Below are 12,599 nucleotides of genomic sequence, written 5' to 3'. Positions count from 1 at the left end.
ACGGAGATATATCTTCATACAAATGGGAAGGATGGCCGCTGTCAGCTCTGCTCCTGGCCAAAGAGACCCGCACTAGCATCCAGTGCGGGTCTCTTTGGCTATTATATCCACGGCAAAGGGGAAACAGCAGCTAATGTACTTTAGTAAAATAAAGCGTGCCTGACCCCGTTCACGCTAGCTGTTGTTGTGCGAATTCCCTGTATAAAGGGTGTGACTTGGCCAGCTCATCGTGGGTCCCCGTACCTGTTACTGAGCCTTGCTCAATAAAAATAATTTTATCTGCATTCACGATGGTGGCCAGCCGATGGGCGATGACAAAGGTGGTTCGGCCTTCCATTAAACGGGACAATGCCTGCTGTACCACGCTTTCTGACTGGCTGTCCAGGCTGGCGGTTGCTTCATCCATCATCAAAATTTTTGGATCACGCAGGAAGGCCCTCGCTATCGCAATTCTTTGTCTTTGTCCTCCTGACAGCCTTACTCCCCGCTCACCAACTTCTGTATCCAGCCCCTTAGGGAACGAATGAATAAATTGGTCTGCATATGCCATCTCGGCTACCTTCCATAATTGCTGGTCAGAAATATGGGATGAGCTTTCTAGCCCGTAGCATAAATTTTCCCGGATTGTCCCCGCCATCATGGCACTTTCTTGAGATACGTACCCTATTTGACCGCGCCAGGAGTTCAGCGATATCTGGCTGATGGGGGTGCGGCCAATAAGGATTTCTCCTGAACCCGGCTGATAAAAGCGTTCCAGCAATCCAAAAATGGTGGTTTTCCCACCGCCGCTCGGACCTGCCAAAGCAATCATCTGACCTGGCTGAGCTTCGATTGAAACGTTGTCCAGCACCCGTTCCCCTGAATGATAAGAAAAAGAGACATTCTTAATGGAGATGGGCAGATTCCTAATATCCATGTCCAAGCCATCCTGGCCATCCTCGGAGTACAGTTCAAGTATATCGATAATTCGCTCGGTAGCTCCTTTCGCTTTCTGAAGCTGTGTGAAAAAAGTCGCAAAGGAGGTGATAGGCATAATGATTTGAAAAAGATAAAGCAAAAAAGCTATTAAAGAGCCTGTCGACATGGACCCTTCTGCTACCCGTATGCCGCCGTAAGCGATGATCATGACAATGACAACCATAACTACCAGGTACATGGATGGTCCTATCAACGCAAAGATCCTCGCTTCCTTCAAGCCATAACCCAGCAAATTCTCAATGCCAGTTAGCCCTTTAGCTTCTTCCTTTTGTTCTGCCGTAGAGGCTTTCATTAAGCGTATCTCGCTAAGCGTCTGTTGAATTTGTCCTGTAAAAGTGGCTGTTTCATTCTGAAGCCCCCGGGATATTTTAGCCATTCTTCTTCCGAGCGGCAGCATGATTACTAAGCTGATGGGAACCGAAATCAGCATGAGCAGCGTCATTCGCCAATCCATTATCAGCAAAATGAGGATTGCTCCGAATATGGAGACCATTCCGGTGATGAATTGGGGAAAATGATTGGAAATAAGATCTCGGACTACACTCGTGTCGTTGATAATCCGGCTCACGCTTTCACCGCTGGATTGTTTGTCAAAATAACTGACCGGCAGCTTAATCATTTTCTTCCACATCCGCTCGCGAAGCCCCGCTACAATTTTCTGGCCGACGAAGCTTAACAAATACAGAGAAAATCCGCTGATGATGGCCTGGATCAAAAAAACAGCCCCTATTCCTGCAATGAGCGGGGCGCTTAACGAATCCATGGAAAAGCCATCAACCAGATTTTTTGTGAGTAAGGGAACAATAAGACCTGCCACAGTAGTAAGGACACTCGCCGAAAGTCCCGCGAAAAAAGCTGCCTTTGGGATTTTGGCAGATAAGATTAAAGAAATAAACGGCTTCATTCCCTTTCTGTCATGTCTAACCATTCAGGACTCCTGTTTATTTAGATTTTATTTAAGAATCACTTACATCTTATCTTGACAGAGAGTCCGGAATCAACTAATACATGATTAAACCAATCCTAAAAAGCATATTAAGGGTTGGGCATCCATGTCATGCTTCTAATTGCCTCTAACAGAACGTAAAACCGGGATAGTTAACAGCCGTTTTAGCCTGCCGAACGAAAGTTGAATAAATCAAAAGGTAAATTTGCATACTATAGAGGGGTATGGTAAAATAAGCATATAGGCAAAAACATAATAAATGAGAGGGGCAATAACAGATGGAAAAAGTCAAATTAAATGTAAGTGGTATGTCTTGCGGGCATTGTGTCAAGTCGGTTGAGGGGAGTGTCGGTGCCCTAGAAGGAGTAAGCAGTGTGAAAGTTAATCTGGAGGCTGGCCAGGTTGAAGTGGAGTATAACAAGGAAGCAGTCACTCTGGATAAAATTAAGGAAACAATTGACGATCAAGGCTATGATATTGTCTGATTTTAAGCATATTAGCAAAGGTTTCCTTAATTACTAGGAACAAATTTCTTTACCTTGGATTAAAAAAGGTACTATAATACTATAATGGTGATAATAATCACAGGACCCGGGGCTTCTTTTTTGTTCTTGGTCCTGTTTTATTTAGAATTAGTTAGGTGGTTACTGAAATGGAAACGACAGCATATAGAGTTTTACTTTATTATCAATATGTCCATATCGAAAATCCAGAAGAACTGACTGCGGAGCATTTGGCCTTTTGTAAGGACTTGGGTTTAAAAGGCCGGATATTGATTTCAGAGGAAGGAATCAATGGAACTGTTTCAGGTACAGTGGAACAAACAGAGCAATATATACAAACAATGAAACAAGATCCTCGCTTTGCCAATATGGTCTTTAAAATTGATGAAGCAGAGGGTCATGCATTCAAAAAAATGCATGTCCGCTATAAAAAAGAACTTGTAACCTTAAGGCTTGAAGACGATGTTAATCCGCTTGAATTAACGGGAAATTATTTAAGCCCCGAAGATTTTTACAAACAAATGCAAGAAGAAGATACGGTTATTGTGGACGCTCGAAATGACTATGAGTATGATTTAGGGCATTTCAAGGGGGCCATCAAGCCTGAGATTAATTCCTTCCGTGAATTGCCTCAATGGATCCGGGAGAACAAGGACTTGCTGGAGGGCAAAAAAATTCTCACCTATTGTACTGGCGGAGTACGCTGTGAAAAGTTTTCCGGCTGGCTAAAGCAGGAAGGGTTCGAAGATGTATCACAGCTTCACGGCGGAATTGTCTCTTACGGCAAAGATCCAGTCGCCAAAGGACAGCTTTGGGATGGGCAGTGCTATGTGTTTGATAATAGGATCAGCGTGCCAATCAATAAAGTAGAGCACGTAGTTGTCGGGAAGGATCACTTTACAGGGGAGCCATGTGAACGTTATGTCAACTGTGCAAACCCTGAGTGCAACAAGAAGATTTTTGCTTCCGAGGAAACTGAACACTTCTATATGCGCAGCTGCAGCCATGAGTGCAGGACACACTCAAGAAACCGCTACGTCCAGGAACATGGCTTAACGGAAGATCAGGTAAGTGCACGATTAAAACAAATTGAAGAAAAAAATAAAGTAGTTACAGGGTAAAAGAGTCTCTTCTTTTGCCCTTTTTTTGTTTAATCAACAAATTTGCTCCGCTAAATTTCAAATGATATTATTTCCATACCGAAGAAATGGAGGAGAATGATTTGGAGAACACGATAATCCTGGATGATACGTTAATTCCCGTTGATGAATACCTTGAGGAGAAGATAAATGGATTGAGAAGGATTTCGGTTAAGTTCAAGGTCACAAGTGATGATTATCATGATATAACAACACTATTATATAAAGGGACTTTTTTGGTGAAAGTTCCAAATACGGAAGAATCTTTTAAAGCTTCAATTGACCAATACTCCACCTCAATCACCAATCTATACGAAAAAGGTAACATAGGAGTATTTTCACTGAGCTTGCTTGAAGCCGTGAATTAAAAAGGGTGGAAGAGAAATGAGATTAAGTATACTGGACCAAGCCCCGATTTCCGCGGGTCAGACCTCGAGGGAAGCTTTGAGTGAATCAGTGAAGCTGGCACAGGCTGGAGATGCTCTTGGTTATTCAAGATACTGGATTGCAGAACACCATGACCTTGAAGGATTGGCCTGCTCTGCTCCTGAAGTGATGCTTGGTATTATAGGTGCACATACTAAGAAAATACGCCTTGGTCCTGGAGCTGTTTTGTTGCCGCACTACAAACCATATAAGGTGGCAGAGATTTATAATACGCTGGCTACATTATTTCCAGGCCGGATCGATATTGGGATTGGGCGTGCCCCCGGAGGATCCGCTGAGGCAGCGAATGCTTTGTCCGACCATTTCCTCCAGAAGGTATGGAATATGCCAAACGCTGTAAAGGATCTTCTTCACTTTTTAGAACGCAATTTTCCTAAAGAACAGGAGCATGCCAAGCTGAAAGCATCTCCGGTTCCGGAAATTCCGCCTGTCCCCTGGCTGCTTGGCACCAGCAAAAAAAGTGCTTTGCTTGCCGGAGAAAATGGTTTGCCATACGTTTTTGGAAAGTTTATGAGCGATAGCGAAGGCCAGGATATTATTAGTGAATATTTCGGCAGTTTTAAACCAAGAAAATCAGGCCAGTCGTCTCCCGAGGTAATCCTGACTGTATCAGCAGTCTGCGCGGAAAGTGATGACCGGGCCCAGGAGATTGCCCTTAGTTCACTTGTCTGGGCGCTGCAGAGAGGAAAGGGAGAAGGGCAGCAAGGAGTCCCTGCAATCTATGATGCAAAGAACTATCCCGTGACAAAAGCTGATGCTGAAGCCCTAAAAAAAATGAAGCAAAAGATGATCATTGGAAACCCAGGGAGAGTCAAGGAGAAGCTTATTGAGCTCAAGGATCTGTATAAGGCTGACGAAATAATGCTGGTGACAATAACTCACTCTCCTGAAGACAAGATTAGGTCCTACCAGTTGATTGCTGATGAGCTGCTGAATTCATGAGAAGAATTAATATCACTGTAAAAAGTGCATCTGGACAGATGTGCTTTTTATTTGCCTTCCTCGGACACCCCAATCGTTTGGTGAATATAATGCTAATAAGACGATAGGATGGGCGTGATTATTTTATGGATAATCAAACTAAGATAATAGCCGCTTCCTCGATACAAGCGATAGGCACTGTTGTAGCGGCTTTTGGAACAACCCCGGCAATTATTCCGAAAGAGAATCTCAGAGATCAGCTAATAGTGTATGGTAATGTATTACAGGGTACAGGGAATGCTTTACTAGCCGATACAGAAGAAGCTTGAACCAGGAGGATTCAGTTTAGGAGATGCAAAATCCGACGGACAGTACCTGGATAAGCTGGGCAGCTGGGTCCAAGCCATCGGGGCAATCATTTCAGCCATGGCGGGCCAAAAGGAATTGCTGGAGGAAAATAAGTGGTCAAGATTTATTTCGGACCAAGCTATAAAGTCAATTCGGGTTGTAAATTAGAATATGGTAAAATGGTACTATAAAACATCATGGAGGAACGGCCCATTGTTTAAAAATGTCGTGTTATCCGATGGCACCTTAAATGAACAGGAAATTTTAAAGTCAGAACCCATTTATCAAGGGATGAATGGCCGATTTGTTGAAAGATTTTACCTTACTCCAACAAGAAGCTATATTTTTAAGCCGCTGACTCACTTTTCTCAGTCAGGGAAGGAAGTATGGATTCATGAACATGTTTTACAGGAATTTCCTGCTGTTTATCCAAAAATAATGGCACATTCAACAAGTGATGTCCCTGAAAGGAATTGGATAATACTAGAAGATCTAGGTTCAATCAAGCATGTTTTTGAAGAAAAACTGATCATGGGACTAGTAAAATTGGTTTCAGCGTGGCACAGTCTGTCAAATTCAAAACTGCAGAATGCCGGTTTTAAAGGGCCAAAACCTTACATAGAAGAAATTTCAGCTTCCCTTTCGTGCAATAAACAGGAAGTTATGAGCACCGATTGGGGTCTTGATTTACCGCAATCCGTTATAAATACTGTGTTAAATCAGATTGAGTGCTATACCTTTCATGAAAAAAAAGTGATTTCACATGGGGATTTACATGTGGGCAATTATGGTTATGCCGGGAATAAAATTGTTGTCCTAGACTGGGAGCATGCCCATTTTAATTCACCTTATTGGGATCTGTATCATTTACTGGATATCTCTCATCCGGACTTTCCTAAAAACATAAACATAGAACTCAGGAAGCTAGCCATTGAATTTTATCTTGAGGAAAGTAACAGCTCCGCCGAATCTGCTCACAGAGATACCTTTTATCAAGGTTATTTATTATTTGCAGCAGCTTTTTCGATTTGGATGCTGCTTCTGATTAAAGAGGATTTAAAAAGGGAAGAGGCAAGGTGGAGCCATGAACAGCTGAATCGGCAGCTGCAAGAGACGAAATCAAGTTTGCGGCAATGTGCGAAGGAGCTCGAAAGAATCAATCTTAATAACAAGGTGGTCATACAATGACAAAAGTTGGATTAGTCATGAGAAAAATCCAGTTTAGTGAAGCTCAAGGACCAAGGATCTTCGCTGAACGGCTAAAATTAATTGGAGAAGATTTGGGAATTGAAATTGTATTTATTTCCCCTGAACGTCATGTCAGCGGCTATGATTGGGTTCCAGGATATGAACATGAAAAGGGAGACTTAGTCAACTATGATATCGTGCTTGATCAAATTCACTCCCAAAATATTGAGCATGTCATCTATACGGTATCCGGTTTTACATACTTAAAAATGTTTCTGGAGAAAAGCGTCCTATTTCCCCATAGTTTTCCGGATCCGGCTTTAACTGGGTATGAAATGATGAAGCCTTTCTATCAAATTGTTGATAAGGCAATCGTACAAACCCAGTTTTTGAAAAGGGAAATGGCCCGAAATTTTGGTGTGGATGACGTGTCAGTGATACCAATTGGTTTTAACGAGAATCTGGCCAGTAAATATTATAATCCTGACCAGGTGGTAAATAATCGAATCCTGTGGATTGGGCGTGATGAAGAAAACAGGCGGCCGGATCTTGTCATTGAGTATGCTAGAAAAAATCCTGACAAAGAAGTATTCATGGTTTTCGGGGGTGAGCGTTACCGGGACAGTATGAAAAAGTACCAAATCCCTGAAAATGTGAAACTTCGGTTCGCTCTATCACAGGAAGAAGTTTTCGAGCTGATGAATTCGGCAAAAGTCTATTGGAGCTGTTCCAAGTTCGATACTTTTGCCATGCCTCTTACAGAAGCACTTGCGATGGGAAAAATGGTGGTGAAACCCGAACATCCTTGTTATGACCATATCAGTTCCACTCACTCTTTTGCAGGCAACGAAAAAAACTGGTTCGAGCTGGTGAATATGGCTTCCGCTTTGCCGTTGAAAACATCAAAAGAGAATCGGGAGTATGCGTTTGAAGCATTCTCCAGCAAGGTGATGAAGGAGGGATACCGGAAATTCTTAAATGAATGGATAAAATAATGCAAAAAATCCACCTTCTTTCAGGTGGATTTTTCCTATTTCAGTGTTTCTGCATATTCCCGGACCATCTCTCTGGTAACGATTTTTCGAACCGGTGTGAAGCGAAGATTGATTTTGTTCATGGCATTCGTCACTTCGTTGATTTTATCTGTCGTGAAAGGTTTTCCTTCTTTACATTGCGCAACAGCCTCTTCAATATATGTTTCGCGCATATTGTCCAATTTTAAAAACTGCTGGTACATTTTATTTTGTTTACCTGCATGCTGTGCCAATTCCATATGTACGCTCATTTGAACACTCCCTAACCTATTTGCTGGTGTTGATTTGAAATGGCCCAAAAAGAGAATCATACTGTTTGATTAACTTTAGGTCCAATTCAGTAATCCCATTTGCTCTCCAGGAAGTCAATTTCAATGTAACCACCTTGAAATCAACCGAAATAAATGGATGGTGATTTTCTTCTTCTGATAATTTCGCAATCTGATTCACAAATGAAATACTATCTAAAAAGGAACGGAATCGATATTTTTTAATCAGCCATTTTTCATCTTCCAGCTCCCAGCCCTGACTTTCAGCTAGTTGTTCCTTAACCGATTTGAGGGGCAGTTTTTCCATTTCAGTCACCTCGGGTCAATGTGATTCTAGTAAGTATTTTCATTGTAATAAGAAGCTTCAGTTATTATTTAGTATAGTAGAAACTTCAAGAATAGCAAGAAGTGATAAGAATGAACTATTTCTGGAGACTGTAAAGTTGGGAAAGTCCGCAAAATAGTTGTAAAATGAAAGTGGAAGTCATGATTTATATCAGGATGGTTTCTTATTGAAAAAGGAGGGGCACTATGGATAGAATGCCATTGGAGAAGCGTGAAATTACAAATAGCCGTCTTGTTTTAGGGTGCATGGGCCTAGGGGGCAGCTGGGATAAGAGCCCTTTGACAGAAAATGATGAATACATAGCAGAGAAGGCAATAGATTCCGCATTATCAATAGGAATCAGCATGTTTGACCATGCGGATATTTACAAAATGGGGAAATCTGAGACGGTTTTCGGAAAAATTCTCAAAGGACGCCCAGATTTACGAGAAAAGATCACTCTTCAGTCGAAGTGCGGAATCCATTTCCCGGAAGGTGATCTTCCAGGAAGATATGATTTTTCCAGAAAGCATATCCTCCAGTCTGTTGACGGAATTTTAAGCAGGCTTGAAACGGACTATCTGGATATTTTACTGCTCCATCGTCCGGATCCTTTGATAGAGCCAGAGGAGGTAGCAGAGGCGTTCCAAACATTAAAGCAATCCGGAAAAGTACGAAACTTTGGAGTTTCAAACATGACTGCCGCCCAAATTAAATTTTTGCAGTCATATACTTCCTCACCGCTAATCGTTAATCAGCTTGAAATGAGCCTTAAACGGATCGACTGGCTTGAGCAGGGAGTGTTAGTGAATCAAAAAGCAGGGACTTCCATCAATTTTGCTGATGGGATAATGGAACATTGCAGACTTGAGGACATCCAGATCCAGGCCTGGGCACCTATGGCATATGGTTTATACTCTGGGGGGCCAACGGACGATGCAATACAGGCAGAGCTGAAAACAAAAGAACTTGTTCAAAAAATGGCTGCTGAAAAAAATACAACAGCGGAAGCTATTATTCTCGGCTGGCTAATGCGGCATCCTGCCCGAATTCAGCCGGTGATCGGTACCAGCAATGCCGAACGGATTACAAACTGCCAGGACGCAGCGGAAATTGCGGATTCAATGACTCGTGAAGAGTGGTATTCATTATATGTGTCAACGAGAGGAGAAAAGCTGCCTTAATATTAAAGCTTCCCTATCAGTCACGCAGTGAATTTTCTGCGTGACTGATTGATGGCAGCGTATTTTACAAAATGGGTCATTATATCTGTAGTAAGTTTCCGGGACTATTCGGATGTGTCCACCTGGTTCCCAGTTATGTGATTACTTACTTGGGTTCGAACAACCGGTCCCAGGGCACGAAAGAAGAAAATGCATGACCAAACAAGTGTTGAAACCAGTACCAGGGGACGAAAGGGCAATATAACATGACCTTAACAGAAAGTGAATGGAGTTCTAGGTCCCGTAAAAAGAAAATGAAAGAAATCAAGGTGGAGAATACGGCCCCTGATTATATAAAAAGTGCGGCTTCCATTGAAGTAGTCTCTATAAATTAAGAAAAAGGAGAAAGTACCGTGATTCGGCGTTTTTTTACTTATTATAAACCTCATCGAAGGTTGTTTATCATTGATTTCAGTTCTGCTGTTATCGTTGCTGCCCTTGAGCTTGCTTTCCCTTTAGCCGTTCAGTGGTTTATTGATACCCTTTTGCCAGGGGGCAACTGGAATGCAATTGTGGGTGTCAGTGCTGGACTTCTCCTTTTATATATTATCAGCACCCTGCTGCAATTCATTGTCAATTATTGGGGCCATAAGCTGGGAATCAACATTGAAACAGACATGAGGCAACAGCTGTTTCAGCATGTACAAAAACAGTCTTTCCGTTTTTTTGATAATACAAAGACTGGACACATTATGAGCCGGATAACCAATGACTTATTTGACTTGGGTGAGCTTGCCCACCATGGACCCGAGGATTTGTTCATTGCTGTCATGACCTTTGTGGGGGCTTTTTGGATTATGCTCACGATCAATGTTAAGCTCGCCCTCATTACAATGATCATCGTACCTTTTTTAATCTGGCTTATCACTTATTCTAACTTAAAAATGAATGACGCCTGGAAAAATATGTACAGCGATATAGCGGATGTCAACGCCAGGGTGGAAGACAGTGTGGCTGGGATCAGAGTTGTCCAATCATTTACAAATGAAGATTACGAGATTAAGAGATTCACTGGAAATAACCAGCGGTTCCGGTCGGCCAAGCTTCGTGCCTATAAGGTGATGTCATTCAGTTCATCGGGGATCTATATGCTGACCCGCCTGATCGTTCTCATTGTCCTTGTGTTTGGGTCCTATCTTAGTTTCAGGGGCCAGCTTAGCTACGGCGAGCTTGTAGGTTTTGTCCTCTATGTAAACGTCCTTTTTAAGCCAATCGATAAAATCAGTGCCATCCTGGAGCTATATCCGAAAGGGATGGCAGGCTTTAAACGTTTTACTGAGTTAATGGACCAGCATCCTGATGTGGAAGATGAAAAAGATGCCGTGGAAATGCCTGGTTTAAAAGGGAACATTGTATTTCACAATGTAAGCTTTAGCTATGATGAAAACAAACCGGTGCTTAAGGGAATCAATCTCGGAATAAGCAGGGGACAGACAGTGGCATTTGTAGGGCCATCAGGTGCAGGGAAATCGACCATTTGTTCATTGATCCCGAGGTTTTATGATGTGGATGAGGGAAGTATAACAATTGATGGCGTGGACATCAGGCATATGACAAAAAAATCTTTGCGTTCCCAGATTGGAATCGTACAGCAGGATGTTTTTTTATTTACCGGTTCATTAAGGGGAAATATTGCCTATGGGTCATTGAATGCGACCCAAGAGGAAATAGAACACGCTGCTAAACGGGCCCACCTTGAGGATTTTATTGCGGGTTTACCAGCGGGATACGAAACGCAAATAGGCGAGCGGGGTTTAAAATTATCAGGAGGGCAAAAACAGCGGATCGCCATTGCGCGAATGTTTCTTAAAAATCCGCCTATTTTGATTCTTGATGAAGCAACTTCCGCCCTGGATACGGAAACGGAAGCAATTATTCAGAATGCGTTGACAGAGCTTTCAAAAGACCGCACCACTTTAATCATTGCACATAGACTAGCCACAATTAGGAATGCGGATAAAATTGTAGTTGTTACTGAGGACGGGATTGCCGAAGAAGGGAATCATAATGAACTCATTGAGAAGGGCGGAATATTTGCCGGCCTCCATAAGGTACAGTTTCAGAGATAATCGTGGAAAAGCAGGCCGTTAACCGGCCTGATTTTTTGATTTTGTGTTTAATATTCTTTCTGTTCGGAACTCAAATTAAACTCTTTTCTCTTTTCTCCAGGCGAATAAGAACCAGGCAGCCCCTGCAAGGAATGCAGCAAGACCAATTAGGATATTAGCGAGGTATGGTGAAGCGGTATCCGGCAGTTTTTCATGTTTCAAATGGGTTAATTCTCCTGCAAGATCCCCAATATCGGTCAATTTCTCTCCTGCATCAAGAACAAATTGACTGTCAAGCATCTCGGCAGATACCTGAAGGTCAAGTAGGCGTGTTCCCTTCAGATTATATAATTCCAGAAGCAAAGCACTGGAAGGAAGACTTTCCATATCTGCGAGTGCATTGAAAGCAATCGGAGTTTTCCCTCCTGAATTGTCGACCAGGTAGAATCGAGGCGCAAGCTGGACTGTTGTCAGGATCTCCTGCCAGATCCCTAAAATTTCTGTTTTTTGCTCTTCAGTAATCTCTGCCTCAGGATCCGTAAGCATCAGGCTTTCCAAACGCCCGCCAACTTGCTCCATCCTCGTTTCCAGGTCAGTTTGATCCAACGCCATAAAATGAGTAAACAGAGCATCTGCTTCATTCTCAGTAACTCCGATTGTTGTCAGGAAGCTTTCGAATTGTTTCATTAAATTGTCATGATCCTGGTAAAAGGCAAGGGCGAGTTCTAAATCCTCGAGAAAAAAATAATCCTTTTCCACTGATTCCCCGAATCCCTCTAAAAGAATGTCAAGCTCTTCTCTGGTTAAGTCATATTCCTCAAGCATCGAATCCAAATTCTCTGGTGTTATCGGTGTTCCAAGCATAGCTTGAAGGTCTTCCATTGTTTCAAAGTCATTTAGTGTCAGTTCGTAGTATGCAAGATATGATTCAAGGTCGGTCATTTTCCATCCCAGTTCAGCCAGCAGCTGATCTACCTCCTCCTCAGGGGGCTGGGCAAGTGCGGCAATAGCGCCATTTTGAAGCACCAATAAAACAATGATTAAACCTTTTAGTATTACTCTCATAGATTTACCTCCACACAGCAATTTGGTAATGAAGGTATTGTTTGTAGTGAAAGGAAAAAAATACTGTTTTTTATCAAAAACTCTGAACGGTTTTCCTTTCATAATTTTAGCTGGAAGAGAAAATGATAATGGAAGGAGTGGATACGGGACTCTAGTAGAAGGGCA

The 12,599-nt window shown here is 42.4% G+C and carries 13 protein-coding genes; 9 read left to right on the top strand and 4 right to left on the bottom strand.

Annotation, left to right across the window (positions count from 1 at the left end):
• Window positions 1–169: 169 nt before the first annotated feature.
• Window positions 170–1,906: an ABC transporter ATP-binding protein gene (locus EV146_RS02725; RefSeq protein ID WP_132001623.1), complete on the bottom strand. Its 1,737-nt coding sequence runs from the start codon at window positions 1,904–1,906 to the stop codon at window positions 170–172.
• Window positions 1,907–2,202: 296 nt separating this feature from the next.
• Here EV146_RS02725 and copZ point away from each other — a divergent pair, with 296 nt between their 5' ends.
• The 7 genes from copZ to EV146_RS02690 all read left to right on the top strand — a co-directional run bounded on the left by copZ (window position 2,203) and on the right by EV146_RS02690 (window position 7,465).
• Window positions 2,203–2,409, top strand: coding sequence for a copper chaperone CopZ (gene copZ / locus EV146_RS02720; RefSeq protein ID WP_121613082.1), 207 nt, complete (start codon window positions 2,203–2,205; stop codon window positions 2,407–2,409).
• Window positions 2,410–2,576: 167 nt separating this feature from the next.
• Window positions 2,577–3,548, top strand: a complete 972-nt coding sequence (gene trhO, locus EV146_RS02715) for an oxygen-dependent tRNA uridine(34) hydroxylase TrhO (protein WP_132001621.1) — start codon at window positions 2,577–2,579, stop codon at window positions 3,546–3,548.
• Between the two features lie 101 nt (window positions 3,549–3,649).
• Complete coding sequence (locus tag EV146_RS02710) at window positions 3,650–3,934, top strand: DUF3219 family protein (RefSeq protein WP_132001619.1); 285 nt, start codon at window positions 3,650–3,652, stop codon at window positions 3,932–3,934.
• A gap of 16 nt (window positions 3,935–3,950) precedes the next feature.
• Entirely contained in the window at window positions 3,951–4,955 is a 1,005-nt protein-coding gene (locus EV146_RS02705; RefSeq protein WP_132001617.1) for an LLM class flavin-dependent oxidoreductase, read from the top strand.
• 125 nt (window positions 4,956–5,080) lie between these two features.
• The gene (locus EV146_RS02700) at window positions 5,081–5,263 is read left to right on the top strand and encodes a DUF6944 family repetitive protein (protein ID WP_132001615.1); all 183 of its coding nucleotides are present in this window, start codon (window positions 5,081–5,083) and stop codon (window positions 5,261–5,263) included.
• A 232-nt stretch (window positions 5,264–5,495) separates the two neighbouring features.
• Entirely contained in the window at window positions 5,496–6,470 is a 975-nt protein-coding gene (locus tag EV146_RS02695) for a phosphotransferase family protein (protein ID WP_158286979.1), read from the top strand.
• Window positions 6,467–7,465, top strand: a complete 999-nt coding sequence (locus EV146_RS02690) for a glycosyltransferase (protein ID WP_132001611.1) — start codon at window positions 6,467–6,469, stop codon at window positions 7,463–7,465. Before EV146_RS02695 ends, EV146_RS02690 begins: the two co-directional genes overlap by 4 nt.
• A gap of 35 nt (window positions 7,466–7,500) precedes the next feature.
• Here EV146_RS02690 and EV146_RS02685 read toward each other — a convergent pair whose 3' ends face one another.
• Both EV146_RS02685 and EV146_RS02680 read right to left on the bottom strand, forming a co-directional pair.
• Window positions 7,501–7,755 carry a DUF2533 family protein gene (locus EV146_RS02685; protein ID WP_132001609.1) on the bottom strand — a complete coding sequence of 85 codons (255 nt, stop codon included), beginning with the start codon at window positions 7,753–7,755 and terminating at the stop codon, window positions 7,501–7,503.
• A 16-nt stretch (window positions 7,756–7,771) separates the two neighbouring features.
• A complete protein-coding gene (locus tag EV146_RS02680; RefSeq protein WP_132001607.1) occupies window positions 7,772–8,080 on the bottom strand; it encodes a 4a-hydroxytetrahydrobiopterin dehydratase in 309 nt (102 codons plus the stop codon).
• Between the two features lie 224 nt (window positions 8,081–8,304).
• On the opposite strand from EV146_RS02680, the gene EV146_RS02675 reads away from it, so the two are divergent.
• Together EV146_RS02675 and EV146_RS02670 are read left to right on the top strand one after the other, a co-directional pair.
• On the top strand, window positions 8,305–9,282 hold the full coding sequence (locus tag EV146_RS02675; RefSeq protein WP_132001605.1) for an aldo/keto reductase: 978 nt from the start codon (window positions 8,305–8,307) through the stop codon (window positions 9,280–9,282).
• A gap of 392 nt (window positions 9,283–9,674) precedes the next feature.
• Entirely contained in the window at window positions 9,675–11,390 is a 1,716-nt protein-coding gene (locus tag EV146_RS02670) for an ABC transporter ATP-binding protein (RefSeq protein WP_132001603.1), read from the top strand.
• 75 nt (window positions 11,391–11,465) lie between these two features.
• On the opposite strand, the gene EV146_RS02665 is transcribed toward EV146_RS02670, so the two are convergent.
• Complete coding sequence (locus EV146_RS02665; protein ID WP_158286978.1) at window positions 11,466–12,434, bottom strand: processed acidic surface protein; 969 nt, start codon at window positions 12,432–12,434, stop codon at window positions 11,466–11,468.
• Between the last annotated feature and the right edge of the window lie 165 nt (window positions 12,435–12,599).

The organism is Mesobacillus foraminis (assembly GCF_004340465.1).
Classification (GTDB): domain Bacteria; phylum Bacillota; class Bacilli; order Bacillales; family Cytobacillaceae; genus Mesobacillus_B; species Mesobacillus_B foraminis.
The sequence above is the reverse complement of the archived record's forward strand: the minus strand, read 5'-3'. Positions and strand labels throughout refer to the sequence as shown.

Coding starts and splice junctions, on each gene's coding strand:
- EV146_RS02680 (WP_132001607.1), bottom strand. CDS start 8,080: ATGGAAAAACTGCCCCTCAAATCGGTTAAGGAACAACTAGCTGAAAGT.
- EV146_RS02675 (WP_132001605.1), top strand. CDS start 8,305: ATGGATAGAATGCCATTGGAGAAGCGTGAAATTACAAATAGCCGTCTT.
- trhO (WP_132001621.1), top strand. CDS start 2,577: ATGGAAACGACAGCATATAGAGTTTTACTTTATTATCAATATGTCCAT.
- EV146_RS02700 (WP_132001615.1), top strand. CDS start 5,081: ATGGATAATCAAACTAAGATAATAGCCGCTTCCTCGATACAAGCGATA.
- EV146_RS02705 (WP_132001617.1), top strand. CDS start 3,951: ATGAGATTAAGTATACTGGACCAAGCCCCGATTTCCGCGGGTCAGACC.
- EV146_RS02725 (WP_132001623.1), bottom strand. CDS start 1,906: ATGGTTAGACATGACAGAAAGGGAATGAAGCCGTTTATTTCTTTAATC.
- EV146_RS02685 (WP_132001609.1), bottom strand. CDS start 7,755: ATGAGCGTACATATGGAATTGGCACAGCATGCAGGTAAACAAAATAAA.
- copZ (WP_121613082.1), top strand. CDS start 2,203: ATGGAAAAAGTCAAATTAAATGTAAGTGGTATGTCTTGCGGGCATTGT.
- EV146_RS02690 (WP_132001611.1), top strand. CDS start 6,467: ATGACAAAAGTTGGATTAGTCATGAGAAAAATCCAGTTTAGTGAAGCT.
- EV146_RS02665 (WP_158286978.1), bottom strand. CDS start 12,434: ATGAGAGTAATACTAAAAGGTTTAATCATTGTTTTATTGGTGCTTCAA.